Below are 20,354 nucleotides of genomic sequence, written 5' to 3' on the forward strand. Positions count from 1 at the left end.
GGTGTCGTCTCGCAATACTTATCAATCAGAAACGAAAAAGGGGCCTCGCTTTACAGCGCGGCCCCTTTCAGAATCTGGCTCCCCGGGCCGGATTCGAACCGGCGACCTGTCGATTAACAGTCGAATGCTCTACCGCTGAGCTACCAGGGATCATCCGCTCGCTGCGGAGTGAGCGCGTAATACAAATGCCTGATCGATTTGCCAAGCGCTTTTTGACAAAAAAATGCAATGGGCTTGATTGATTGTGGAGAAGTCGCCAACTGGGTTGAGAAAGAGCCCTGGTATTCCGGGCGTTACAAGAAATGAGCCGTGAATGTCCGCGCGAAAATCCAACATGCATTTCGGTATCGATCCCAGGACCCGGGAGATCGTCATCGGTTCGCTCAGGATCAAATTGCCGGAATCGCGATGGATGCGAACGCTGATCGGGGTCCTTCTGGTCATCGGCGGACTTCTCGGCTTCCTGCCGGTGCTCGGCTTCTGGATGTTGCCGCTCGGCCTGCTTGTTCTTTCCCACGATTCCCATTTCGTGCGCCGGCAGCGCCGCCGCTTTGCCGTCTGGTGGGCGACGCGCAAGATGCGGCGCGACGGCCGCCGGTAGGCTTCATTGCCTCTCCCATCCGAACCTGCTCTAAACGCGAAGTTGATCGTGATGGGGGAAATGATGGAATTGCTTTTGAAGGGCGTCCTGATCGGGACGGGCGCCACGCTGCTGATGGATATCTGGGCGGTGCTGTTATGGAATGTCTTCCGCCAGCCGCGCCCCAACTGGGCGCCCGTCGGGCGATGGTTCTGGTATCTGAAAAACGGCACGGTCTTTCACGACGATATCGCTCGCGCCGCGCCCTATGACCATGAACGCGCGCTGGGATGGATCGCTCATTATGCCGTCGGCATTCTTTACGGTGTGATGCTGGTGCTGATGGTCGGGCCGGGCTGGCTTGCCGCGCCCACCTTCCTGCCGGCCTGGATCTGGGGGATCGTCACGGTGGCCGCCGGCTGGTTTCTGCTGCAGCCGGGCCTCGGCATCGGGGTCGCGGCCTCAAGGCTGCCCAACGCCAACACCGTGCGCATCTTCAATCTGCTGGCCCATACGGTGTTTGGCTTGGGGCTCTACGGGACGGCGCTGCTCCTGCGCTGACATGTGAAAACGCCACCGCGGCCGAAGGCGACGGTGGCGTTTGTCTTGTTCTGCTTACCGGGCTGCGGCAACGCCGAGAATCAGGCCGGATGCGACGCTCAGCAGGAGATAGGTGTTGTCGACCTTCACCCACTGCTGGCCGCGGCCGGGCTTGCGCAGGCCGTGGCGGTGATAATCACGCACGGGCGGACGGCGCTTCCAATCCGAATAGCGCTGGCCCTTGCTCCAATGGGGCCGCTTCTTGTTGTAATCGTTCTTCTTCCAGGAGGAAGAATATCCGGGCTTGCGATCATGGCCATGCTGCTGGGCCTGTGCCATGGGTGCCACGGCAAAGGACAGGGCGACGGCGGCGAGCAGCGTGCGGGTGAAGAGCTTCATGTGGTGGTTCCTCGTTGTCGATGAGGACACCCTATTGCGGACGGGATGAACGAAAACTGAATGAGAACATTACATTCCTGTAAGGAAAACAATATATTAGATTGGTCTTTTTAATGCGCTGCATCGACTATGTCGGCGCGGGTAGGGTGGTGACGCCCTGTTGCGCCGGATGGAAGGGCGGCCGTAACGAAAAAAGGATGGCAATCGCAGCGAAGCCCCTTGCGCCCTTTCTCAATTCGTTCTAAACGCCCGGCACCACTCGCTTTATAGCAAACGGACGGCCTCGTGGCGGAGTGGTTACGCAGAGGACTGCAAATCCAAACAGGATTGAATGATTTCAACGGCGCTTCCGAAAAAGCGGGGCGTTTCTAGTCTTTTTTCGCCGTTTTTGGCTCATTGATTTTGCTGATATTTTCCGCGCTTTCGGAAATCCCCATGCGCTTTTTCGTGGCCTCCAGGACCCGCAATTCGGTCTCTTTCGCATAGCCACGATAGGCCGTCCCGGTGCGGTGCTTCGACAGCGCTCGCCCTTGGCCTTCGGTCAGGCCCCTCTCTTCCAACTCAGTCATCCCCCCATGCCTCGCCTTATCGAGGGTGAACCCAGCGACGGGCTTACCTTTTTCGGCCAGCCGGTCAGCGATGTCCTTCACGTCCTGCGACAGGCGGGTGCCGTCTCCGAACAGTTTCCCACTCTTCTGGCACACGATCGAAAGCCCATATCTCGGAACCTTCGCCAGAATGGCCTCCGCTTCGGCATACAGCGCGATAACGTCGCCATCCTCCCCGACATACTCCAAGGGGTGCTCCGCACGCTCTGCCGTCTTCCTGTGGCCGATTATGATCTTGTCGGGGGCACTCTCGCCGCGATAACCGCCCCATGAGGCGTATCCGGCTCCGATCGAGGAGGGGCGCATCAGCCACTCGAAAGCCAGTACGGCAGCTGCGGCAAGCTCCGGCCGGCCGAGAGCAATAGCGCCTTCAGCGAAAGCATACGTGGTCTCTCGATCGGCGTAGCCCTTCACCGCCTTCGTGCGGCGCTTGACCGTGACGCCCTCCCATGGGTTCGGCGTATCCTGGCGGAACAGATCGGGATGGTGGGGACGCATGCGCTTCCACATCGCCTTGCAGTAGGTGACAACCTTCTCCGCCGTGCGCGCCGCCGACTTGTCCACAAAGGCCTTATAGATCTTCTCTGCCGTGCTCACCCCAACGTTGGATATCTTCATATCCCCGACGCGGAAGTCACCGCCGGTCATCTCGCGCTTGATGGTTTCGTCACAGACGCGAGAGAACACTCGCACGTAGTCGGGCCGGCTGAACTCCCCGACGCGCTCGAGAAAGCTATCGTGCTTGAGGTATGCGTTCACCAACCACTCAATCGTGCCGTATCTGGATAGGTCGACCGGCTGGTCCATCGGTGAGCGCTCAGCGCGCCATCCGTCCAGCCGCTCGTTCCACACCGCGGCGGCCGCATTGAGTTCTGCTTGGGGGAGGTCGTGGCCGAGCGTAACAGACGCGAACGGCGCCCCGACCTTCTTGAAGGCCGTCGGGCAGGACCAGAAGAACGTGAGGGTTCCATCCTTCTTGCGCTTGTAGGTGACATAGCGCGGCATTGTCATGGGCACCATCAGAACACCTCCAGGTCTCCGCCTGCGAGTTCTGGGGCGATGATCCTGTCCAGATCCACTTTTCGCCACGCCCTGAATTTCCCCTTGCCGGTGCCAGTGTCGATGAACGGTCGCGGCCATACCGTGCCGACGCGAGACATGAATGCCTCGACGGTCTTCTCTCCGGCATAAGCTGCAGCGAGTTCATCGCGCAGGACAGCAGGCCAGCAACCGGCAGGGATGACAGCGTGCTTGCTCATCTTTCCCCGATATCCCCATTGTTCTGCACATCGGAGCGCTTGTTCTTCATAAGCGCGTTCCGGCTCGTGACCATCGTGTAGCCGTCGGCGAACCGGACGGCGCACGAATTCATCGTGCCTCGCGCCGTGACCTCGCAGGGCTGGCCTTTCCGGTCCTGGCGATTCCAGCGATAGATGTACGGAAGGGCCGGGCTCATTCTCCCCGCTCCTTATCCAGTGCGTTGCGGCGGGAAGTCCGCTCTTCCCAGACGCCGTAGCCCTTGCCGAAGATGGCGCCGGCCGCGAAGACGAGAACAATCGTCTGGCTGGACGGCTGACCTATGAAGGATAGGGCTAGGCAGAAGCCGCCGACAGAAGCGCCCATGGACATCAGCGTTCCCGGCTTCATTCTCCGTCTCCTCTCTGGCGGATAGGGGAGGTTCCAGATGCTTTGAGGGTGGTAAGCACATCGCGGCCGGCGGCAGTCAGCGTCGTGACGCTGTGATCGGTATCGCTGTCGTGGGTGCTGTGAAGCCAGCCCTTGGTATGGCAGCGATTGAAGGTATCTGAGTGTTCGCAGTGAACTTCGTCAGCACAGAACCAATTTAGCCAGCTCCACTTGCTTTCGCTGCTGTCGGTCTGGCCGCCCATCGCGGCGATAATCTGGAGGAGCGTGATCTCCTTTTGCTCCAGATCGTCCAATTCGCCTTCACCTATGTCCGGTTCGTTGTCGGCCTTGCAGCGTCGATATCCAGCCTTGAATCCCTCCTCATACATGGTCATTTCGGGACCGGTGCGAGCGCCGAAAGCCAAAAAGCCGATCGTTGTTCTGACGTGGTGCAGAAAGCAATCTTTGAGGTCGTCACCGTCTTGCCCTTCTGAGCAATAGGCTTCCGTCATCGCCGCACCCATCGCTTTATAGCGCTTGTTCCATGCCTCGATTGCCTCTTCGTCGGTGGCATACCCTCCGACTTTAGCGTCACAACCGGCTGCGAAGCATCGAACGATGCCTGGCCCTGGCTTGCCGAGATAGGTGCTTGCTTCATCCGCTCCGCAAACAGCGCAGGGCATGATTATTTTAGTCATTCGGCGCACCCCTTCGCTGTACTGGCGGAAGCGCTGCGCGTGGCGGCGAGGGCTCGTATTTCCTGAGCAAGCCGCTTCAGGGCCACAGCCCACGAAGCATAACGGACCTCAGCGGCCCGTTCCTCGGCCAGTGTTGCGCATCGCTCGTACACCTCCGCGCTGTCCTCTCCTTCTCTATGGGGACTGGCGTAGAGCTTCGTTCCTACGGGAAGAGAGCGCATATCATCGTAAAACAGGATATCTCGACCGCAGATAATCTGTGCGGACGGCGTCGTTGCCTCGACTATCTCTGCTACCGGCTCTACCCGCACATCGACAAGGGCGCTTCTGATGCGCTGTTCGTAGTCGGCTTGGGCGGCGGCTTTGGCTTCCGAAACCGTCTTGAAGTCTCGGCGGCCTCCAATGCCAGAAAGCGTTACGCCGCCATCCCACGCTTCAACGGCATAGACGTTCCCGAACATACGGGCGACGTGATAAGGCGGCTCGGCATGCCAATCCAGCGGCTTGATAGCCACCTCTACCGCCCGCTCTTGATCGGATAGGGCGGCGGTGAGGGCGGCTGAGGCATACTCGGCAGCCTCGTCGTGTGTCATGCCGTAGCCGACCGGGACCTTGGCTAGGATCGCATCTGCCGCTCGCTTTACTGCTTCACTCTGCATTTTCAGATCCTCCGAGGAGTGCGCGGGCGAGCCTCCGAATGTGGCCGACGCGGATACGGAAAGATGGGGAGTGTCGGCTGTCCTCGATGCGGCCGATCTCGTATTCATCGAGAAGGCTATCGCCAAGGTCGCGTTCGTAGCCTTTGAGGCTGGCCATTGCGGGATTCACAAACCCTGCCGCCTCCCGCAGCTCCGCATTCTCCCGCTGCAACGCCTCTGCCTGGCGGGCTGCTTCTTTGCGGAGAGCGTTGTAACGGCTGGCGTCGTCAACGAGAGACTGCATGAACCCGCGAGCATCCTTGCCGACAGCTTTTCGGAGCCTGTACAGCTCGTCCAGGACTTCACGCATGGCGACGGGATTGCAGGCGGCGACATACCGAGCGTTGGCGCGCTTCTGATCTTCGGTCCAAAGAAGGTGCTGGCCTTGGGTGCTTGCTACGCGCTGGCCAGTCTTGTCATCGCAATAAACGGCCGTGCCTTCCGCCCCCCACACACCGGGCGCATGCGTCACGCCTTCCATTGCCTTCTCTATTGCCTCTATGGCTGATACGGGGGAGGTCATAGCGGCACTCCGACTTTGCGGAATACGTTCTCGATCCGACCCCGCACCTTGCCGAAGGTCTGGCAGAGTTCGCCGTCACGCGATCTGGCGCTTCCTTGGATGCGATTGAAGGCGAAGGCCAAGGCAGTGTACGCTTCGCGCAACGTGGCCAATGCCTCGTCATGGGCGTTGACGGCCTTCACGATCAGTTCGGCGTCAGCCGCGCGCGTATCGTAATTCGCCTGATAGTCCTCCTCGTCTTGGAGCGTGGTCGCCACAATCTGTCGGTCAGGCCCGAGGATGAGGGTTTCATCCGGCGAGTTGGTGTTCCACGGCGTCGGCGTATGCTTCACGTTCTCACCCATTGGAGGAGCCTTTCTGCTGAAGAGCGCGGAGATCTGTAAGGAGGTGATGCGGGATAGTGTTTTCCGCCGACTTGCACGCCTCAAGGTTTTCGACGCTTGCGCCGCAGAGGGGGCAGGGATCAGGCGTCTCATTCTCGCACGGGCAGCGCTGTTCTGCCCACGTCAGGACCGCGTTAATAGCGTTGCGAAGTGTTGCGTGTTCCTGGCGTCCATCGCGCAAGCCGCGCTCGTAACCAAGGTTTTCGGCGGCCTCGACCTGTTCGCGGAGACGCGTCGTCACATGATGATATGCCCGCCAGCCTTCGCTGCTCTCGTTGTGCATAGCGGCTGTCGCACGCTCTGCGTCATCCTCTGCGCGACGAAGCGCTTCGAGCATGCTCATCTCCGCACCGGCCTTAATCTGGCATGCGGGGGCGCTGCATTCGGTCGCGCCGAAGTGAAGCCTAGCGGCGCGCTCGGTCGTGAAAACGTCACCGCAATGAAAACAGCGCCATTCCTTGGTGTTGTCTGCGATGAGTGAGGACAGGTCGCTCATGCTTCACGGTCCTCCAGCATCATTTCGCGCGTGGCGTCGGCCGCGTCCTCGACTGCGGCAACATGCTGATCCGCGGCTTCCGAGAGCATCCACTGCTGGAAATCATCGTTGTCACAGAAGAGATTAATCATCCAGACCGGCAGGGCTGCCGGCGTTTGGGATGGCTTTCCCTCGCGCATGAGGAAGAACTTAACGTCTTCAACCTCAGCCAGCGGTCCTTCCGGCGGGTCGATCATTGTCGCTTTTGATCCGGGATGGACGGTGAAGTCCACCACCATCTGCAACTCGACCTCAGTGCCGCTTTCGCTGGCGCTGATGCAGAGATACTGTTCTGCGCTGTACCTGTTCATTCGGAGCCAACCTTTCGCGCAGACAGCATGGCATCGGCCACCCTGTAGCAATACGCTGCGTCATCATCGGGGTTGAAATGCATGGGCTTTGCGGACATGAAACCGGCAAGTACCTGACCGGCGAACCAGTCGCGGAGGCTCATGCCTGGGTTCCACGGCTCGCGGTCGTTCGATCCACCGTGCTGCGGTTCGAAACGTCTGCCACTGAACGCCGGCCCGCCGTCTTCTATCTTCTTGGTCATGCGGAATCCTCCGCATCGGCATAAACGACCGTGACCATCTGCGCGGGCACGCGGGCCTTGATATTTCCCGCAAGATCATAGACGGCATAGAAAGGGACAGTAGCGCACTGGCCGTTCTCGCCGTAGGCAACGATCTTGGAGGTGCTGCCGTCAAAACGCGCGTCAGTGGAATATCCGCCAGCGTCCTCGCCGTCATACCAGATCGACTTGATTGTGCGCGGGTCCATGTGGATCAAGGGTATGTCAGTCATGTGCAATCCTTCGAAGGCAGCCGGCCGGCCATTGCCAAGCCCTGGTTGATACGATGGGTGCAGTGGGTGACGGCCTCGGGCTCGTCGTAATCCGACCAGATGCCGAAGAGGGTATTCGCCAGCTCGTGCGGATTGATGCCCTTTGAGGTCCAGTATTCCCGCTCGTTCATGGCGTGCTGCGCGCGATGCTCGTCGGGATGCAGGGGCAGGGCGAACCGATCGGGCGCCTTCGTCTGCTTTCCCCGACCGAAATGGCCGTGAAAGATGTTGGCATAGGAGACGTGGGCTGCCTCGACGCCAAACCGGCCGGTTACGACGCACGGGAGCTTGTGCAGGAACGACAGGTAGTCGCTCCGCTTCTTCGGCCGGCGCTTCGGCGGTTCGGGTTCGGTGCGGAAGGCCGCGGTGTTGATACGCATCGCCATCTTAACCCTCCCGATGGTCGGAGCGCGGATCGATCCACCGTATCTCTGGAAGCGGTGTGCTGCGCCACATGTCGATGAGGGCGTGCGCTCGCTCCGTCGTGGTCAAGAATCCCTCTGGATTGCGGTGAAGCAGCCCCATTTCCATAAACCCGGTTATCACCTCGTTGTATGCCGGAGCATCGCGGCGCGGGAACTCGGCGGCGCTCGTGTGGTGATGAAGCAGGACAGTAATTTGATACGGCGACCACATACTCACCCCTCCATGCCCATGAAGGCCGTGATAGGCGGGATGTCGGCAACCATGGCAGTCTGAGCCGGCGTGCGCTCCTGCTTCCAGCCGATCCCGTCGCGGTAGTCGTTCAGGCGCTTCAATGCGTCGGCAACGGCGAGTTCTCGGCGGAGGAGGGCCGTCATCTGGTGCTGGCGGTCGATCAAGGTCTTGGTCATGCCTCACCGCCGATCTCTTCCGGCGCACACTCCAGCCACCCGGCCACCTCACGGATGGCGCCTGCGCGGTTGGTGTTCTTCCCGGTGATGATGGAATCGGCCGCAAGGAAGATGCTGGCCAGCTTCGGGTGAAGCTCGGGTCGGATAGTGCTCTTCCAGTCGTCCTTGGCCGAGGCGAGAACGCCGCGCTTGGCGGGCCCGTCCAGATCATCCTGAACGGTGATCGCGAACAGCTTGGCGGCGCATTCGATGAACAGCGCCCGGTCGGCTTCGGTCATGTCGGTTGATAGGGAGGACGGAGACGAAGCGGAGGGGGATGACGCCTCGCCTCCGTCCTGCGACGAGGCCGGGGGCGCCTCGCCGTTAACCGACGACGCCTCATTGGCGGGTCCGCGTTCGTCGGTGTTCGGGTTGTCAGATTGAGCCGTGGACGCGCTTTGCGTCTGCTGGCGCACAAAGTCACGATTGAAGCCCTCTTGCTCTCCAGCGGGCTCGCCTGCCGTTTTGCGGGCATGTGCGATGCGCTCGCCAATGTCGCCCGCTCCGGCATCCATCTGGTCGGCAAGCATCTGGTCATGGGCAGAAGCGATAGATTTGAGCGTGTCCTTGAAGGCTTCCAGAACGGCCTTCTTGTCCTTGTCGAGCGCCTTCCACCATGCGGTGAGAGGCCCCATGCCCTGAGCGGCTACGGAAAGACCCTCCCGCTTCGCCTCTTCCAGCGCCATATCGACGGAACGCCCTTCATTGCTCCACTGAGCGACAGAAGCGCCAATCTGGGTGGTGATACGGCTTCCCTGCGGGAAAGCAGCCAGCAGGTCTCCGGGGCACTTCTGGAGGGTAGGGACGTGAGTGCCTTCCTCAAGCATCATGGAGACCGTCATCTCGTAGATGAACGACTTCTCCTGAACGACGACAAAGCCTTCGTTAATGATTTCAGTCTTGCCGTCACGACCCTTGGCCTGAACAACCTTTTCCTTGACGCGGCAGCAGAAGATGAGATGGGCGCGGGTCTGCAGCAGCTCGTTCATGAGCTTCTTGTGGCCGGCCTTCGGCTTCTGCCAGCAATGAAGGCCGGCACGCTTGGTCTTGTCCTCGATAGCTTCGGCCTGCTCAAGAACGCCGCCGGAGCCTTCCCATTCATGAGAAATGCTATCGACCACGATGGCGGTATATCCAGCCTTCTCGAATGCCTTGATGGCCTCGATGTACCGGCCGGAGGTGAATGGCGGATCCAGATCGATCACGTCAAAACCACCGGCCACGTCGGCGTAGAACCTGGAGCGCTTGTTTTCGGTGTCGATGAAGCCGATCTTGCCTTCGGGGCCTACAAGGCCACGGGCATACAGAAGGGCGCTGTACGTCTTCCCTGAGCCGGAAGGACCGGCAATGGACGTGAGGGTATAGGTTTTCTCGCGAACGGCGCGTTCGATCTTCATGGTTATGCAGCCTTCGGAATGGAGGGTTCGTTCTCGATCATCTTTTCGAACTGATCGGTCGGGCTGATCGTGACGCCGCTGTACCAATAGGTAGGCCAGAAGCCTGAGTTCCAGCATTCGGCAAAGGCGTTGAGCGCCGCCCGGTTCTGTCGTGCGCCAAGCTCGATGTACTGGGCGTCAATCGGCTTGATGTTGTAGGCGTAGGGCCGCTTCGGCTCGATGAAGAGCAGAACGTGGTCGCGGATATCGACCCCGCGAACTTCCCTGATTGCTGTGCCGGCAAGAGCCAACTGCATGTGATAGTTGAACTTGCGTACGGACAAGGCGCATCCGCGGTCGCTGGCATCACTCGTCGTCTTTAGATCAGCAATCACGTTGTCTGTCGGGATGGAGTCCGGGCGGGTCTTCACCCACACCCCGGTCTTCTGGTCCTTGTAGATGACGGAACGCTCAACATCCCCGCGAAGCAAGTCGATGAACGTCTGATCCCGCGCCACACGGTCGGCCATGCCCTCGATCTGTTCCAGAGCGGAAGGGAGAAGCACGGTCTTGCCGGCGGCAATCTGGGCATCACGCCATTCACGAGCCGCCTTGGTCTTGTAGTCGGGAAACTCTTCGGGGCGGATCACGAATTCATCGCGGAACCCGTCTTCCCCTAAAAGCAAAGTATGTACGGCCTTCCCAAGGTTGAAATGATCCTTGGGCTCTTCCGGGGCGCGATCCGGGTTCAGATAGCTGTTGTCCCAGAACTTGAGGGGGCAGCCATCCGGCGGAGCAATTTCGCGCAAGCCACTGGATGAGATGGAAGGACCATCGCAGCAGTCCGAGTGGTAAACGGACATTGGAACATTTCGGTAAACGCCATTCCGCGTGATCTTCCCGCCCTGATAGGCAATGTCGCGCTTCATCCCATCGACCATCTTGCCGACGATGGAGCCGATCGACTGGAAGGCGTCGGTGTCGATATCTGGATTCCGGTTCATATCGTTGCTCCCAGTTCCTTGGCCACGCGCTTAACCTCGCGGGCCTGTTCGACCGTGCGGATATCCGCCGTGTGGTATTCGTTGACGCCGATCAGGTGCGCGATCATCCCGTAGAGTTCGCGCCGACCGACGCGGCCGGATTTCCAGATCGGGTCGATGACGCAGTGAATTTCAGATCGCATCGCCTTTATTCCCGGGGTCGGGATCACGCCGAGCGGGCGCGTCCGGTTCTTGGTCTTGTGATGGCAACCGACAAAGTTGCCGCAGCCGTCACACTTCCAGAACGGGAGTTCGTGAAGGTCCCGGCGATGCGAGTAGGTCTCACGCCCACTGGTCAGCCGAGCCTCGACGTCGCGCTGGCAGCCACAGCAGAAGATGGTTTTGGTCTTGGACATCCTGGCTGCTCCTAAATCCCGGTCGTGCCGAACTTGGTCGCGGCGTAAAGGCTGATTGCGAAGACGATTGCCGCGGCAAGGATGAGTGCCGTCGGCCCATGCCGAGCGATGTCGTTGTTCGCGTCACGGATGATTTCGAAGGCGCCGGGCTGGAAATGGCACGGCTTGCCAGAGGGCTCGCAGTCGCATTCGCGAAGGGTGCGGAGGTCGCAGCGGTCAAGCGTGTCCATGGATAGGAACCTCGTTCTTGAGCTTGTCGGCGACCTTCTTCGTGCAGAACATGACCCGACCTTTGACGGCCACCGTCTCGTCATCGACCGTGATGGCCTCGCCGCTGCGCTCGTCTTTGATGACAGTTCCCGCATCCACTTCCATGACGCGCATGCCGCCGAATGCCTCGGTGAAATATTCGGAAGGGCTCTTCATCACAGCACCGCCATCTGCTCATCGCGGCGAATGTCGAACGCGCGATCCGGGTTGCCATCATCCTCGCCAGCCATCGCCTCGGCGAACGCGAGCTGCGCCCGACCGTCGTTCTCGAAATGGTCAGCGATCAGCAGGAAGATGTTCTTGTTCGTCGTGGTGAAGAACCGTTCCGAGCCGTAGCCGTTGCGGGTGAACCGCTTCCCGCCGATGACGATCTGCGAGACGTAGAACTCGCCGTCGCCGTCCTCGACAAAGGTCGCCGTGCCAGCCGCGAAGATGCCGGGGCAGAGCTCGAATTCATCGAAGTCGTATTCCATGCTGAATGCGGGCATTGCCATTGTCCTCAAACTGCGACGGGACGCTCTCCCGTCTGGACGGAATTGGGTGGGGTTAGGCGGCGTCGGCTCGAACGCGCCAAACGTGACCGTCGCCATCCGAGAAATATTCCGAGACAGTCCCGGCCCTCATTACGCGCTTGTCGCTCTGCCGATAGAACGTGTAGGTGATGTTCCCGGCGGTATCGAAGCGCGCGACCTTCCCCTGAGACCAGAGGTGGTCACTGATCTGATGGATTCGGGCCTGCTTCATCTTCATCCCCTCTGGGTTCATCTCTATCGAGATCCGCCCCATGGGAGAGGCGGATGCCGCTAAAGATCGGTCAGGCGTCGGACATGATGGGGTCGTAACCGGTGTCGCGGCTCGGATATCCCTCGCGAGCAAAGCGCTCGTTGACCTTCCGATTGCCTTCGCGGCAGTGCCAGTCGATGGCCGGGTGATTGAACGGCACGTACTTGAGTTTCAGGACTGCGCGCTGGTGATCGAGATGGTCCATTTCCCTTGCTCCTCATGTTCCCGGTGTGCCGGGGGCGGCGGGGTTGTTCGAGGCACGGGCCCCGCCGCGTTGTCCGTGCTGCGCTTCACATGACCGCCTCCCTGATGGAGTGACCGTCACTCAGTTCTCACCGCGACCAGATCTGGCGGAGCCGTCTTCGTGGTCGCTGTCTACGAGGGCTAATATGCGTAATGCATCTTTCGCAGTCAAGTGGAAAGAATGCAAAACGCATCTTTTTTTGTTGACGCAGGTTTGTGTGTGAGCGTATCTCTGTCGCCATCGAACGGGCGACCGGGTGCAATTCCCGAGCTGGTGAAGCCCGAGGCGCGGGAGCGAAAGTCCTACTGCGCTGCCAGAAAATGGGGACGGATCAGCCGAAAGGCATCCTGCTGAGCGACCGACCGAACGACGGTTCAAGCCAGTGCATCGCTCTCCCTGCCTTTTGGGGTCTTTGTGACTTCATGGGGTAGGGGGAGCTTTGCTTCCTCCCTCCCTCCACTCGGGTTCAAATCCTCAAGGAAAAGATAGAGATGATAGGTTATCTACAGTCTCAGCTTCATCGAATGAACTCAGAGCAGAAGTCGTTGGTGGCGCGATGCGCGATGATCCCAGAGGACAAGTGGATCAAAATCGAGCGCGAACGGCTGACGACCCTCTACATGTGGCTCCACATGAAGCCGGGCTCGGTCGAAAAGCGTCGATTTTGATTTTTGCGGGTTCGAAAAAATATCGCTGACCTGGCCAGCGGTTACGAGGTTCACGCCAAAAACGAATCACTTTCGACTCGACTCTCAGCCTGACTCCTGCTTTCTCTACGTGAACGGAATGAGAACATTGCGGAGGTGAGGATGCGCGGGGTTGTTGAGTATTCGGACGCGAACAGGATGCTTTGCGAGCTTTCGAGCGTCCAGGTATCTTGCGAAGAGTGCGGACGCTCATCATCCCTCGGGTTCAAGGAGCTCCAGTCAGCCACATTCTCAGGGGTCTACAACTTCGAGCGCCTTTGTGAACGGCTCCGCTGCAAGGACTGTCCACCACGGCCACGCCCGTGGCGACGGCTGGATATCAAGCCCCTGTGGCGAGGGATGGCCGCTCAGAGTGTGGCGTGATGCACGACCTTGTGGACCGAGAAGACATCGTCGTTATCGAAAACGAGCTCCTTCGGCTCCCCTTCCTCGGGGTTGTGCTGCCACAGCCTCAGAACCTTTGACGATCGAGATCTGAATTCCTTGATGTAGCTCGCCATCTCGTCTCCATCGAACGACGGTTTGAGCTGCACCACAACATCGTCGCCGGCACGCACCGGCAGCTGCGGGTTAAGCCAGACGGTCTCGCCCGCCTTGTACCGCGGCTCCATAGAGGTGCCGTACACGCGAACGGCATAGGCATCCGGAACATTCTCAAGGCCTGGCGGGCAGAAGACATCAGCGACAAGCGCACCGTTCATGATGAACTTGCCATTCGGCCCGGCCTCGGTCTGGCCGAAAAGCGGAATACGTCGAGTACTCGGGAATTGCTGGTAGACCGGTGGGAAGCTGGCGTTCGGAACTGCAGAGGTAATCGGGGCGTCGACATCCTCGTCGTTGTCGTTCGCAGACGATCCAGCAGGGCCAGCGCCGCGACCGCGCATCAACCAGTCGAGTGATACCTTGTACCGCCGGGCGTAAAGCTCTGCCTCCCGGACGATGCCGCGAGTGCCGTTCTCGTGTTGTGCATAGGTAGGGTAGGCAACGCCGAGCGATTCCGCAGCGGCCTTTGCCGATCTGAAGCCCGCCGCCTGCCGAGCAAGCTTAAGCCGAGCGCCGATTTCTTGATCATCAGTCATGCGCATTTTGTAGCGTAAAGAAAAATGCGATAGGCATTGACAAGAAAGAATGCGTAATGCATCTATTATGCATGACCCAAGACATCTCGACATCGCAGTTTATCGCCGACGCCATGGAGCACCTTGGCCTCAACCAGCCACGCTTCGCTGACTTGGTCGGTGTCGACCAGGGAACAGTGTCGAAGTGGGTGAACGGGAAAGCCAACCCTTCGGGGCCGGTTCGAAAGCTTATCGCGCGCCTCGTCGACGAGCATAAGCCAGCGGCGGAGAACGCAGCATGAGTGCCGCGTCCGTCCTGGCAGACGCGCTTGCGATTATCGCGGCTCCGAGCCGGTGGGCTAAGGACGCCGTTGCGCTCGACCATCGGGGCGCTGAGGTGAAGCCAAGCAGCGACCGAGCAAAGCGTTTCGATATGGTCGGCGCTATCCAGCGCGTTCCGGCCGACGCCAATGACTATGGCGCGGCCATCCGCATCCTGCGGGCGCAGTGCGGCAAGCAATCCATCTTCGAGTTTAACGACGGCCACGGTCACAAGGCTGTCCTGACATGCATGCGCCGCGCGATTGCGGCGGCGGAGGCGGCATGACCTGGAACCTCAACCTTTCCGAAGCGCCGAAAGACCGCGACCTCTGGCTTGCAAGCCGGTGCGGCAAGGTCATCAAGGCTGCATGGGACAAGAAGCGCGGCCAGTGGGCCGGGTTTGCGACGAACGGCGCGCAGCCGCTGGCATGGCAGCCGTATGTCGTGCCGATGCACCCGCACCACATGATGCCGGCAGATCTCCTGCCGGTCTCGGCAGAGGCGATCCCGATCATCGATGACGTGGGGAGTGTGTGACATGCGATGCAATTTCCAGGTTGGGCAGAAGGTGGTTTGCATTTCGGCCGCTCACAATGCCGAAGCACATGAGGCGTGGAGCCGTTCCAGAGGGTTCGATGTCCGATACCCGGTGGTGGGGACGACCTACACAATCCGAGAAGTGTTTCTCCACGAAAGCGGCGTGATAGCGCTGCGCTTCCGTGAGTTGGTAAATCCGGCTCTTCCATACGCCAACAAGGTCAGTGAGTTGGCAATGGATGCCCGACACTTCCGCCCCGTGGCCGAGCGCGGCACTGACGCCGGCATGTCGATCCTACGCGAACTCCTGAACAAGACCGATCAGCCGGTGAGGGAAGACGCATGACTGTCACGCTCCTCATCTGCTTCGTCGTTCTCATCATCGCAATGTTCCTCTGGCTGGTGGATCGCGCGATGTCGAAGGTCGGCAACTCCGACCACTCGGGCGCCCTTGAGGGCGACGATCGCAATCCGACCCTTGACGTGAGGCGCGCATGAACGCCTTCGTCACTCCTCTCGATCTGTTTCGCAAGGGTTACGACACCCTGCAGATCGCCAAGTATTTTTCGATTTCCGAAGCAGAAGCGCTTTCTCAAGTTTCGCAGGCTCGAAGCGCCTCACTTCGTCTTCCGTCTCCTTACGAACTCCACCCGAAAGCCAAGCCCACCGGCTGGCCAAAAGGGAAGGTCGGTTACGCGGGGCGGCAACAACTCCTTTCCTGATCGCTTCGCCGCTGATGGGTTCAACCTATCAGGAGCGGCGACCATGACACGGCAAGAAACTCACCAAACGGTGGCAACGCATACAGGGGCTAAGCGCATGTCTGCAGTACCAGACGCTTACACGCCAGAACTGGCGGCACTTTACGCGAAGAAGATGGTCCAGCGCCGGACCAAGGGTTGGGGCGACGACACGAATGCGGTCGATGAAGTCGCCAACTGGTGCGGCATGTCCGGCCGGGCCCTCAAACGGCTCATCAATGGCGAGCGGAAGATCGTCGGCTTGGATACCTATGGCCGCATTCACCGCGCCTACGTCAATTACTGCCTTCGGATGATCAGGCAGTTGAAACACGAGGTTGAGATCACCGAGGAGGTCCACGGACATGCTGCTGTGGCGGATATTATTGGCGAAGTGGAGGCACTGGAGGCTCGAGCGGAAGCTGCGCTCTCAGTCGCGAAAACGGAAAGGATCAGAGCATGACGACAGGACATAACAGCGAACTCAGCGAGAAGGACCGCCAAAAGCTCTTCTCCTACTACCACCAGAAGGACCGCGACATCGCGGCCAAGATCAAGGCCCTCGGCGAGGAGAAGAAGGCGAACCGGCAGAACGCGAAGGCCTCCGGCTTCGCGTCGGCCAAGCTCGACCACTACCTCAAGGCCTTCCTCGCCGAGGACCAGCAGAAGCCGGTCGACAAGCTGAAATCCGATCGCGAGAACCTGGAATGGCTCGGGCTCATTCCGACGACGAGCGGCGGAGACTTGCTCAAGCAGGCTGACCGCGTCGACGGCGAGCAGCTTATCCGGGCCAAGGGCTACCACGCCGGCCTGACGAATCTTGACCGCGCGTCCGGCTACGACGGTGGCTCGGCAGACGACAAGCTCTGGCTGGAAGCCTACGACGAGGGCAAGCGGGAGTACCAGACCGATATCCCGGACATCCTCGCGCGCATCGAGGCGAAGCGCACGAACGAAGAACCGGCCCCTGCGACTGACAACCCGTTCGGCGAAGAGACAGCCGAAGCAGCCGAATAGTTCCTCCCAGCCCGCCGCCGACCTCCCAAGACCGGCGGGCCACCTGAGGCGCGAATGCCTCGCTCTCTTTTCCACGAGGACCGATATGAGCGCCCGAATTCTTGGTCTCGATGTCTCAACCTGCACCGGTTATGGCTTCTGGATTTCTGACCGCGATGTTTCGTCAATCGATGCGGGCGTGATCGAGCTGCCGGCGGCGAAAACCTACTTTGATCCGCGAACAAAAGAGGAAAAGCACGACTATAGTTGGGACGATTGGCGGGTGGCGCAGGTCGGCCCGAAGATACTCAAGCTGTTGCAGCGGACCAAGCCGGAATTCGTCCTGATAGAGGAGAGGCTTCGCTTCTCCAAGACCGGCGATAACTCTTTTGCTATGACACAGGCCATTCACGGCGCGATTTTGTCCCATTGCTGCACGATGGGGATCGCATTCGGGACGATTTACTCTCAGAGCTGGCGTTCCGCGGCATATCCCGATGGCTTCAAGCAACCTCTCCTCCCGGCTCTCGACCGAAATGGGAAGCAAAAGGTTAACAAGGAAACGGGCAAGCTGGAGTTCAAGAAAAAGGACTGGGGGGACATCGCCGTAGAGAAGTGCGAAGAACTCGGCGTCCAACTCCCGCCGCAGAAATCTATCGCGCACAATGCGGCAGAAGCAGCACTTATAGCCATGGTTTGGCGGTGCAAGAACCGGATTTCCATTCCCGCATCTCGTGACCAAGCTAAATATAAGGCACTGTTGGAGCGCAGTCCACGTGCCGCCCGTCCTGAGCCGATGGGAGCCGCCGCATGAGCAAGCGCAACAACGGCCATTCCCCCAACTTCATCCACGCCAGCAAGGTTACGCTGCCCGATTGCGAGGCGACGGCCGACACCATCGTACAGATGCTCGTCGAAGGCTACCCGGACGGCTTCACGGCCCGTGAGCGCTGCGCAAAGCCGGTAGAGCGGCGGGAGGATGCGGCGTGAGTTCCTTCCACATCAAGAAGATAGAACTCATCGGCAACTGCCAGCTCATCCTTGGCGATGCCATGAAGATCATGCCCAAACTGCAGAAGGCTGATCTGATCGTCAGTGACGTTCCCTATGCCCTCACGACTGGCGGACCCTCCAAGGGCGTAGGCACCATGTCTGGCATCTTCTCTGCGGAGCGGTACACGAACGACGGCCAGATCGTGGCCGCAACTGTCCCGTTCCCCGAGATGATGACAGCCCTGTATGCGGCCTTGGCCGACGATGCGGACTGCTATGTCATGGCCAACGACAAGAACGTCCACCCGCTCACGCAAGCGGCTCTGGATGCCGGATTTCAGCTTCACAACCTTCTCGTCTGGGACAAGGTGAGCCCGACCGCAAACCGTTGGTACATGAAGAACCTGGAGTTCACGCTGTACCTCTGGAAAGGCAAGGCGCGGACGATCAATGATCCGTCATCCAAGCAGCTCTTGCGTGGCGGCATCGACAAGGTGACTGGCCACCCGACCGAAAAGCCGGTCTATCTCATGGCAGAGTACATCCGAAACTCCAGCCAGCCCGGCGATTTCGTTCTCGATCCCTTCATGGGTAGCGGATCGACGGCCATTGCCGCGCTCAATCTCGGTAGGAAGTTCATCGGCATTGAGATCCACGAACCATTCTTTGACATGGCCGTGGCGCGAGTAGCTGCAGCCTATGACAAGCCAGACATGTTTTCGGAGGCGATATGAACGTCCACCCCATAGACATGTCCATGCATGGCACGGCACGGCGGGAACTGCCGGCGAACGTGGAGGCAGAGCAAGCCCTTCTCGGTGCTCTGCTGGTCAACAACACAGCGCTGGATGCCATCCGCCTACCGCTTGAGGCCGAGCACTTCTCGGAAGCAGTTCATGGCAAGATATTCGGCGTCATCGTCGAGAGCGCCAGGCAGGGCAGGGCGGCCACCACCATCACGATCAAGAACCGTCTCGATGAAACGGTGATCGGCGGCATGACCACCGCGCAGTATGTGTCGAAGCTCGCTGTTGACGCCGTGAACCTCGTGAACGTCCCGGACTTCGCCTACTCCATCATGGATTGTGCGGCGCGCCGGGCGGTGATCTCCATCGGTCACAAGATGGAGGACGCAGCATTCTCGACCGACATGGAGATCATGGACGAGATCGAGGCGCTGCGGGGAAGGCTGGACGATATCATTCGCGCGCTGAACGGTCGGACCGAGGCCCGGACCCTTGCAGAAGGCGCAAAACGCGCGCTGGAATCAACGGCGACGGCCTACAAGGGCAGCGGCGTGGCCGGCGTCGATTACGGCATCCGGTTCCTGATGGATATGGTCGGCCCCTTCATGCCCGGCCAGTTGATCGTGATCGGTGGCGGCACCAAGCAGGGCAAGTCGAGCCTCATCGAGCAGATCATCCACGGCGCGGCATCGAACGGCCATCCGGTGTGGATCTATTCGGGCGAGATGGGCATCGAGGAGCTTGCCCATCGGTCGCTGTCCCGGGTGACGGACATCCAGGCATGGCGCCAGATCCGCGGCAAGGTTACCGAGCGGGAATACGAGCAGCTGGAAGCGGCCCGCCGCAACGCCGAGACATGGCAGGATCGGTGCTTCATCCGCGATGACAGCATGACGCTCTCCCAGATCGAGCGCGACCTGAAGGACTTCGCCAAGCGCCACCCCGGCGGCATGGCCATAATCGACCATATAGGCCTCGTGGAGCGCGATCGGGAAACCGGCAAGCTATCGGAGACGGAATTCGGACCGTTCGTCACGCGCCGCCTGAAGATGGTTGCGAACCGGTTGCGCCTGCCGATCGTCGCGGCCGCGCAGCTCAAGAAGAACACCTTCGCCATCGAAGACCGGAAGATGACCCGGGCGACATACATGCAGGCCATCGGCCGTCGGCCCAAGTATGCCGATATCTACGGCTCCTGCGAGAAGGACGCCAACCACGTCATCATCCCCTACCGCGCCGAGCCGATCCTGCAGGAGCTGGAGCCGTCCGAAGGCTCTGAGCTGCATCCGATCTGGGAAGAGGTCATGAGCACGGTGCGCGGCAAGGCTGAGATCATCGTCGCGCTGTCCCGTCACACCCGCTGGCCGCAACGCAAAGAGGTCGGCTGGGAAGGGGCGAAGACGATGTTTACCGACCTTCAAGCACGAGATCAGGAGAGGTTTCTATGATCGAAGTCTTGGACCTTTTCAGCGCCGCCGCTGGCGGTTGGTCGCTCGGGATGCATCGCGCCGGCTTCAAGACCATGGCCGCCTGTGAGTTCGTCGAATGGCGCCGGGAGATCTACTCGCAGAACAACCCAGGCGTCAGGATCTATGACGATGTATGCACCCTCACGGCAGATCGAATTCTTCGAGATTTCGGACGACTTCCGTCAGTCGTCGTCGGAAGCCCCCCATGCCAAGACATCAGTTCAGCCAACACCAAAGGAAAAGGGGTCGAAGGCGCGCGCAGCGGCCTCTATTTCGAAGCCATCCGCATCATCGGAGAGTGCCGTCCTCGTTGGTTCGCTCTTGAGAACAGCTCTAATCTCCGAACTCGGGGCGCTGACGCCGTCCTCGCTGCGCTGGAGGAACTCGGCTACACCTGCTGGACGTTCGTG

The 20,354-nt window shown here is 60.0% G+C and carries 38 protein-coding genes and 1 tRNA gene; 15 read left to right on the top strand and 24 right to left on the bottom strand.

The genetic code is table 11. From position 1 onward, the window contains the following. Nucleotides 1-75: 75 nt before the first annotated feature. Nucleotides 76-150: transfer RNA gene (locus B5M41_RS24880), tRNA-Asn, on the bottom strand. 163 nt (nucleotides 151-313) lie between these two features. Between B5M41_RS24880 and B5M41_RS24885 the strand changes: the two genes are divergently transcribed. Both B5M41_RS24885 and B5M41_RS24890 read left to right on the top strand, forming a co-directional pair. Beyond that, nucleotides 314-601: a hypothetical protein gene (locus B5M41_RS24885; protein WP_134651847.1), complete on the top strand. Its 288-nt coding sequence runs from the start codon at nucleotides 314-316 to the stop codon at nucleotides 599-601. Nucleotides 602-661: 60 nt separating this feature from the next. After that, nucleotides 662-1,141 carry a DUF2938 domain-containing protein gene (locus B5M41_RS24890; RefSeq protein ID WP_134651845.1) on the top strand — a complete coding sequence of 160 codons (480 nt, stop codon included), beginning with the start codon at nucleotides 662-664 and terminating at the stop codon, nucleotides 1,139-1,141. A 54-nt stretch (nucleotides 1,142-1,195) separates the two neighbouring features. Here the strand turns inward: B5M41_RS24890 and B5M41_RS24895 are convergent, their stop codons facing one another. The 23 genes from B5M41_RS24895 to B5M41_RS25005 form a co-directional block, all read right to left on the bottom strand. Next, entirely contained in the window at nucleotides 1,196-1,519 is a 324-nt protein-coding gene (locus tag B5M41_RS24895) for an RcnB family protein (RefSeq protein WP_134651843.1), read from the bottom strand. A 368-nt stretch (nucleotides 1,520-1,887) separates the two neighbouring features. Further along, nucleotides 1,888-3,147: a hypothetical protein gene (locus B5M41_RS24900; RefSeq protein WP_134651841.1), complete on the bottom strand. Its 1,260-nt coding sequence runs from the start codon at nucleotides 3,145-3,147 to the stop codon at nucleotides 1,888-1,890. Next, the gene (locus B5M41_RS24905; RefSeq protein ID WP_134651839.1) at nucleotides 3,147-3,386 is read right to left on the bottom strand and encodes a hypothetical protein; all 240 of its coding nucleotides are present in this window, start codon (nucleotides 3,384-3,386) and stop codon (nucleotides 3,147-3,149) included. Before B5M41_RS24905 ends, B5M41_RS24900 begins: the two co-directional genes overlap by 1 nt. Continuing rightward, entirely contained in the window at nucleotides 3,383-3,583 is a 201-nt protein-coding gene (locus B5M41_RS24910; RefSeq protein ID WP_134651837.1) for a hypothetical protein, read from the bottom strand. Before B5M41_RS24910 ends, B5M41_RS24905 begins: the two co-directional genes overlap by 4 nt. Next, nucleotides 3,580-3,774 (bottom strand): hypothetical protein, encoded by a 195-nt coding sequence (locus tag B5M41_RS24915; RefSeq protein ID WP_134651835.1) that lies wholly within the window; start codon nucleotides 3,772-3,774, stop codon nucleotides 3,580-3,582. Before B5M41_RS24915 ends, B5M41_RS24910 begins: the two co-directional genes overlap by 4 nt. Then, nucleotides 3,771-4,451 (bottom strand): hypothetical protein, encoded by a 681-nt coding sequence (locus B5M41_RS24920; protein WP_134651833.1) that lies wholly within the window; start codon nucleotides 4,449-4,451, stop codon nucleotides 3,771-3,773. The genes B5M41_RS24915 and B5M41_RS24920 overlap by 4 nt, the downstream gene beginning before the upstream one ends. Further along, nucleotides 4,448-5,110 (bottom strand): hypothetical protein, encoded by a 663-nt coding sequence (locus tag B5M41_RS24925; protein ID WP_134651831.1) that lies wholly within the window; start codon nucleotides 5,108-5,110, stop codon nucleotides 4,448-4,450. Before B5M41_RS24925 ends, B5M41_RS24920 begins: the two co-directional genes overlap by 4 nt. Then, the gene (locus B5M41_RS24930; protein WP_134651829.1) at nucleotides 5,100-5,672 is read right to left on the bottom strand and encodes a hypothetical protein; all 573 of its coding nucleotides are present in this window, start codon (nucleotides 5,670-5,672) and stop codon (nucleotides 5,100-5,102) included. Before B5M41_RS24930 ends, B5M41_RS24925 begins: the two co-directional genes overlap by 11 nt. Then, nucleotides 5,669-6,016, bottom strand: a complete 348-nt coding sequence (locus tag B5M41_RS24935; protein ID WP_134651827.1) for a hypothetical protein — start codon at nucleotides 6,014-6,016, stop codon at nucleotides 5,669-5,671. The genes B5M41_RS24930 and B5M41_RS24935 overlap by 4 nt, the downstream gene beginning before the upstream one ends. After that, entirely contained in the window at nucleotides 6,009-6,551 is a 543-nt protein-coding gene (locus B5M41_RS24940; RefSeq protein WP_134651825.1) for a hypothetical protein, read from the bottom strand. Before B5M41_RS24940 ends, B5M41_RS24935 begins: the two co-directional genes overlap by 8 nt. Then, on the bottom strand, nucleotides 6,548-6,901 hold the full coding sequence (locus B5M41_RS24945; RefSeq protein ID WP_134651823.1) for a hypothetical protein: 354 nt from the start codon (nucleotides 6,899-6,901) through the stop codon (nucleotides 6,548-6,550). Before B5M41_RS24945 ends, B5M41_RS24940 begins: the two co-directional genes overlap by 4 nt. Next, nucleotides 6,898-7,143 carry a hypothetical protein gene (locus B5M41_RS24950; protein ID WP_134651821.1) on the bottom strand — a complete coding sequence of 82 codons (246 nt, stop codon included), beginning with the start codon at nucleotides 7,141-7,143 and terminating at the stop codon, nucleotides 6,898-6,900. Before B5M41_RS24950 ends, B5M41_RS24945 begins: the two co-directional genes overlap by 4 nt. Next, on the bottom strand, nucleotides 7,140-7,394 hold the full coding sequence (locus tag B5M41_RS24955; protein WP_134651819.1) for a hypothetical protein: 255 nt from the start codon (nucleotides 7,392-7,394) through the stop codon (nucleotides 7,140-7,142). The genes B5M41_RS24950 and B5M41_RS24955 overlap by 4 nt, the downstream gene beginning before the upstream one ends. After that, nucleotides 7,391-7,819 (bottom strand): DUF968 domain-containing protein, encoded by a 429-nt coding sequence (locus tag B5M41_RS24960; RefSeq protein WP_329959106.1) that lies wholly within the window; start codon nucleotides 7,817-7,819, stop codon nucleotides 7,391-7,393. Before B5M41_RS24960 ends, B5M41_RS24955 begins: the two co-directional genes overlap by 4 nt. Before the next feature lie 252 nt (nucleotides 7,820-8,071). Beyond that, nucleotides 8,072-8,266, bottom strand: a complete 195-nt coding sequence (locus tag B5M41_RS24965; RefSeq protein WP_134651816.1) for a hypothetical protein — start codon at nucleotides 8,264-8,266, stop codon at nucleotides 8,072-8,074. After that, nucleotides 8,263-9,702 (bottom strand): AAA family ATPase, encoded by a 1,440-nt coding sequence (locus tag B5M41_RS24970; RefSeq protein ID WP_134651814.1) that lies wholly within the window; start codon nucleotides 9,700-9,702, stop codon nucleotides 8,263-8,265. The genes B5M41_RS24965 and B5M41_RS24970 overlap by 4 nt, the downstream gene beginning before the upstream one ends. A 2-nt stretch (nucleotides 9,703-9,704) precedes the next feature. Next, nucleotides 9,705-10,685, bottom strand: coding sequence for a PD-(D/E)XK nuclease-like domain-containing protein (locus B5M41_RS24975; protein WP_230640344.1), 981 nt, complete (start codon nucleotides 10,683-10,685; stop codon nucleotides 9,705-9,707). Continuing rightward, nucleotides 10,682-11,080, bottom strand: a complete 399-nt coding sequence (locus B5M41_RS24980; RefSeq protein ID WP_134651812.1) for a zinc-finger-containing protein — start codon at nucleotides 11,078-11,080, stop codon at nucleotides 10,682-10,684. The genes B5M41_RS24975 and B5M41_RS24980 overlap by 4 nt, the downstream gene beginning before the upstream one ends. Nucleotides 11,081-11,091: 11 nt before the next feature. Next, the gene (locus B5M41_RS24985; protein ID WP_134651810.1) at nucleotides 11,092-11,310 is read right to left on the bottom strand and encodes a hypothetical protein; all 219 of its coding nucleotides are present in this window, start codon (nucleotides 11,308-11,310) and stop codon (nucleotides 11,092-11,094) included. Then, a complete protein-coding gene (locus B5M41_RS24990; RefSeq protein WP_134651808.1) occupies nucleotides 11,297-11,506 on the bottom strand; it encodes a hypothetical protein in 210 nt (69 codons plus the stop codon). Before B5M41_RS24990 ends, B5M41_RS24985 begins: the two co-directional genes overlap by 14 nt. Beyond that, complete coding sequence (locus B5M41_RS24995) at nucleotides 11,506-11,838, bottom strand: hypothetical protein (RefSeq protein ID WP_134651806.1); 333 nt, start codon at nucleotides 11,836-11,838, stop codon at nucleotides 11,506-11,508. The genes B5M41_RS24990 and B5M41_RS24995 overlap by 1 nt, the downstream gene beginning before the upstream one ends. A gap of 326 nt (nucleotides 11,839-12,164) precedes the next feature. Next, a complete protein-coding gene (locus B5M41_RS25000; RefSeq protein WP_167719411.1) occupies nucleotides 12,165-12,338 on the bottom strand; it encodes a hypothetical protein in 174 nt (57 codons plus the stop codon). Between the two features lie 1,093 nt (nucleotides 12,339-13,431). Beyond that, a complete protein-coding gene (locus tag B5M41_RS25005; RefSeq protein WP_134651804.1) occupies nucleotides 13,432-14,163 on the bottom strand; it encodes an XRE family transcriptional regulator in 732 nt (243 codons plus the stop codon). Nucleotides 14,164-14,234: 71 nt separating this feature from the next. Between B5M41_RS25005 and B5M41_RS25010 the strand changes: the two genes are divergently transcribed. The 13 genes from B5M41_RS25010 to B5M41_RS25070 all read left to right on the top strand — a co-directional run. Continuing rightward, nucleotides 14,235-14,444 carry a helix-turn-helix domain-containing protein gene (locus B5M41_RS25010; protein WP_167719408.1) on the top strand — a complete coding sequence of 70 codons (210 nt, stop codon included), beginning with the start codon at nucleotides 14,235-14,237 and terminating at the stop codon, nucleotides 14,442-14,444. Then, complete coding sequence (locus B5M41_RS25015) at nucleotides 14,441-14,749, top strand: hypothetical protein (protein WP_134651799.1); 309 nt, start codon at nucleotides 14,441-14,443, stop codon at nucleotides 14,747-14,749. Before B5M41_RS25010 ends, B5M41_RS25015 begins: the two co-directional genes overlap by 4 nt. Beyond that, nucleotides 14,746-15,000 carry a hypothetical protein gene (locus B5M41_RS25020; RefSeq protein WP_134651797.1) on the top strand — a complete coding sequence of 85 codons (255 nt, stop codon included), beginning with the start codon at nucleotides 14,746-14,748 and terminating at the stop codon, nucleotides 14,998-15,000. Before B5M41_RS25015 ends, B5M41_RS25020 begins: the two co-directional genes overlap by 4 nt. Nucleotide 15,001: 1 nt before the next feature. Further along, on the top strand, nucleotides 15,002-15,346 hold the full coding sequence (locus B5M41_RS25025) for a hypothetical protein (RefSeq protein ID WP_134651795.1): 345 nt from the start codon (nucleotides 15,002-15,004) through the stop codon (nucleotides 15,344-15,346). Further along, nucleotides 15,343-15,498, top strand: a complete 156-nt coding sequence (locus B5M41_RS25030) for a hypothetical protein (protein ID WP_167719405.1) — start codon at nucleotides 15,343-15,345, stop codon at nucleotides 15,496-15,498. Before B5M41_RS25025 ends, B5M41_RS25030 begins: the two co-directional genes overlap by 4 nt. Beyond that, nucleotides 15,495-15,722 (top strand): hypothetical protein, encoded by a 228-nt coding sequence (locus B5M41_RS25035; RefSeq protein ID WP_134651793.1) that lies wholly within the window; start codon nucleotides 15,495-15,497, stop codon nucleotides 15,720-15,722. The genes B5M41_RS25030 and B5M41_RS25035 overlap by 4 nt, the downstream gene beginning before the upstream one ends. A gap of 97 nt (nucleotides 15,723-15,819) precedes the next feature. Next, complete coding sequence (locus B5M41_RS25040) at nucleotides 15,820-16,203, top strand: hypothetical protein (RefSeq protein ID WP_134651791.1); 384 nt, start codon at nucleotides 15,820-15,822, stop codon at nucleotides 16,201-16,203. Then, complete coding sequence (locus B5M41_RS25045; protein WP_134651789.1) at nucleotides 16,200-16,757, top strand: hypothetical protein; 558 nt, start codon at nucleotides 16,200-16,202, stop codon at nucleotides 16,755-16,757. Before B5M41_RS25040 ends, B5M41_RS25045 begins: the two co-directional genes overlap by 4 nt. Nucleotides 16,758-16,842: 85 nt before the next feature. Next, nucleotides 16,843-17,550, top strand: coding sequence for a RuvC family protein (locus B5M41_RS25050; RefSeq protein ID WP_134651787.1), 708 nt, complete (start codon nucleotides 16,843-16,845; stop codon nucleotides 17,548-17,550). After that, the gene (locus B5M41_RS25055) at nucleotides 17,547-17,726 is read left to right on the top strand and encodes a hypothetical protein (protein ID WP_134651785.1); all 180 of its coding nucleotides are present in this window, start codon (nucleotides 17,547-17,549) and stop codon (nucleotides 17,724-17,726) included. Before B5M41_RS25050 ends, B5M41_RS25055 begins: the two co-directional genes overlap by 4 nt. Then, on the top strand, nucleotides 17,723-18,463 hold the full coding sequence (locus B5M41_RS27080; RefSeq protein WP_134651783.1) for a DNA-methyltransferase: 741 nt from the start codon (nucleotides 17,723-17,725) through the stop codon (nucleotides 18,461-18,463). Before B5M41_RS25055 ends, B5M41_RS27080 begins: the two co-directional genes overlap by 4 nt. After that, nucleotides 18,460-19,923 (top strand): DnaB-like helicase C-terminal domain-containing protein, encoded by a 1,464-nt coding sequence (locus B5M41_RS25065; protein ID WP_134651781.1) that lies wholly within the window; start codon nucleotides 18,460-18,462, stop codon nucleotides 19,921-19,923. Before B5M41_RS27080 ends, B5M41_RS25065 begins: the two co-directional genes overlap by 4 nt. Then, on the top strand, nucleotides 19,920-20,354 hold a 435-nt coding region (locus B5M41_RS25070), incomplete at its 3' end, for a DNA cytosine methyltransferase (protein WP_230640345.1). The genes B5M41_RS25065 and B5M41_RS25070, both read left to right, overlap by 4 nt.

The sequence above is a fragment of the Shinella sumterensis genome (genome assembly GCF_004514425.2).
Taxonomy (GTDB): domain Bacteria; phylum Pseudomonadota; class Alphaproteobacteria; order Rhizobiales; family Rhizobiaceae; genus Shinella; species Shinella sumterensis.

Bases quoted from the DNA above. Each gene is read 5' to 3' on its own strand.
- B5M41_RS24985 (WP_134651810.1), bottom strand. From the start codon at position 11,310: ATGGACACGCTTGACCGCTGCGACCTCCGCACCCTTCGCGAATGCGAC.
- B5M41_RS24955 (WP_134651819.1), bottom strand. From the start codon at position 7,394: ATGACTGACATACCCTTGATCCACATGGACCCGCGCACAATCAAGTCG.
- B5M41_RS24900 (WP_134651841.1), bottom strand. From the start codon at position 3,147: ATGGTGCCCATGACAATGCCGCGCTATGTCACCTACAAGCGCAAGAAG.
- B5M41_RS24950 (WP_134651821.1), bottom strand. From the start codon at position 7,143: ATGACCAAGAAGATAGAAGACGGCGGGCCGGCGTTCAGTGGCAGACGT.
- B5M41_RS24885 (WP_134651847.1), top strand. From the start codon at position 314: ATGTCCGCGCGAAAATCCAACATGCATTTCGGTATCGATCCCAGGACC.
- B5M41_RS25010 (WP_167719408.1), top strand. From the start codon at position 14,235: ATGACCCAAGACATCTCGACATCGCAGTTTATCGCCGACGCCATGGAG.
- B5M41_RS24920 (WP_134651833.1), bottom strand. From the start codon at position 4,451: ATGACTAAAATAATCATGCCCTGCGCTGTTTGCGGAGCGGATGAAGCA.
- B5M41_RS25000 (WP_167719411.1), bottom strand. From the start codon at position 12,338: ATGGACCATCTCGATCACCAGCGCGCAGTCCTGAAACTCAAGTACGTG.
- B5M41_RS24990 (WP_134651808.1), bottom strand. From the start codon at position 11,506: ATGAAGAGCCCTTCCGAATATTTCACCGAGGCATTCGGCGGCATGCGC.
- B5M41_RS25045 (WP_134651789.1), top strand. From the start codon at position 16,200: ATGACGACAGGACATAACAGCGAACTCAGCGAGAAGGACCGCCAAAAG.
- B5M41_RS25050 (WP_134651787.1), top strand. From the start codon at position 16,843: ATGAGCGCCCGAATTCTTGGTCTCGATGTCTCAACCTGCACCGGTTAT.
- B5M41_RS24995 (WP_134651806.1), bottom strand. From the start codon at position 11,838: ATGCCCGCATTCAGCATGGAATACGACTTCGATGAATTCGAGCTCTGC.
- B5M41_RS24980 (WP_134651812.1), bottom strand. From the start codon at position 11,080: ATGTCCAAGACCAAAACCATCTTCTGCTGTGGCTGCCAGCGCGACGTC.
- B5M41_RS24915 (WP_134651835.1), bottom strand. From the start codon at position 3,774: ATGAAGCCGGGAACGCTGATGTCCATGGGCGCTTCTGTCGGCGGCTTC.
- B5M41_RS25015 (WP_134651799.1), top strand. From the start codon at position 14,441: ATGAGTGCCGCGTCCGTCCTGGCAGACGCGCTTGCGATTATCGCGGCT.
- B5M41_RS25035 (WP_134651793.1), top strand. From the start codon at position 15,495: ATGAACGCCTTCGTCACTCCTCTCGATCTGTTTCGCAAGGGTTACGAC.
- B5M41_RS24890 (WP_134651845.1), top strand. From the start codon at position 662: ATGATGGAATTGCTTTTGAAGGGCGTCCTGATCGGGACGGGCGCCACG.
- B5M41_RS24975 (WP_230640344.1), bottom strand. From the start codon at position 10,685: ATGAACCGGAATCCAGATATCGACACCGACGCCTTCCAGTCGATCGGC.
- B5M41_RS25055 (WP_134651785.1), top strand. From the start codon at position 17,547: ATGAGCAAGCGCAACAACGGCCATTCCCCCAACTTCATCCACGCCAGC.
- B5M41_RS24965 (WP_134651816.1), bottom strand. From the start codon at position 8,266: ATGACCAAGACCTTGATCGACCGCCAGCACCAGATGACGGCCCTCCTC.
- B5M41_RS25030 (WP_167719405.1), top strand. From the start codon at position 15,343: ATGACTGTCACGCTCCTCATCTGCTTCGTCGTTCTCATCATCGCAATG.
- B5M41_RS25065 (WP_134651781.1), top strand. From the start codon at position 18,460: ATGAACGTCCACCCCATAGACATGTCCATGCATGGCACGGCACGGCGG.
- B5M41_RS25040 (WP_134651791.1), top strand. From the start codon at position 15,820: ATGTCTGCAGTACCAGACGCTTACACGCCAGAACTGGCGGCACTTTAC.
- B5M41_RS24970 (WP_134651814.1), bottom strand. From the start codon at position 9,702: ATGAAGATCGAACGCGCCGTTCGCGAGAAAACCTATACCCTCACGTCC.
- B5M41_RS24945 (WP_134651823.1), bottom strand. From the start codon at position 6,901: ATGAACAGGTACAGCGCAGAACAGTATCTCTGCATCAGCGCCAGCGAA.
- B5M41_RS25025 (WP_134651795.1), top strand. From the start codon at position 15,002: ATGCGATGCAATTTCCAGGTTGGGCAGAAGGTGGTTTGCATTTCGGCC.
- B5M41_RS25005 (WP_134651804.1), bottom strand. From the start codon at position 14,163: ATGACTGATGATCAAGAAATCGGCGCTCGGCTTAAGCTTGCTCGGCAG.
- B5M41_RS24925 (WP_134651831.1), bottom strand. From the start codon at position 5,110: ATGCAGAGTGAAGCAGTAAAGCGAGCGGCAGATGCGATCCTAGCCAAG.
- B5M41_RS24935 (WP_134651827.1), bottom strand. From the start codon at position 6,016: ATGGGTGAGAACGTGAAGCATACGCCGACGCCGTGGAACACCAACTCG.
- B5M41_RS24960 (WP_329959106.1), bottom strand. From the start codon at position 7,819: ATGGCGATGCGTATCAACACCGCGGCCTTCCGCACCGAACCCGAACCG.
- B5M41_RS24905 (WP_134651839.1), bottom strand. From the start codon at position 3,386: ATGAGCAAGCACGCTGTCATCCCTGCCGGTTGCTGGCCTGCTGTCCTG.
- B5M41_RS24895 (WP_134651843.1), bottom strand. From the start codon at position 1,519: ATGAAGCTCTTCACCCGCACGCTGCTCGCCGCCGTCGCCCTGTCCTTT.
- B5M41_RS24910 (WP_134651837.1), bottom strand. From the start codon at position 3,583: ATGAGCCCGGCCCTTCCGTACATCTATCGCTGGAATCGCCAGGACCGG.
- B5M41_RS24930 (WP_134651829.1), bottom strand. From the start codon at position 5,672: ATGACCTCCCCCGTATCAGCCATAGAGGCAATAGAGAAGGCAATGGAA.
- B5M41_RS24940 (WP_134651825.1), bottom strand. From the start codon at position 6,551: ATGAGCGACCTGTCCTCACTCATCGCAGACAACACCAAGGAATGGCGC.
- B5M41_RS25020 (WP_134651797.1), top strand. From the start codon at position 14,746: ATGACCTGGAACCTCAACCTTTCCGAAGCGCCGAAAGACCGCGACCTC.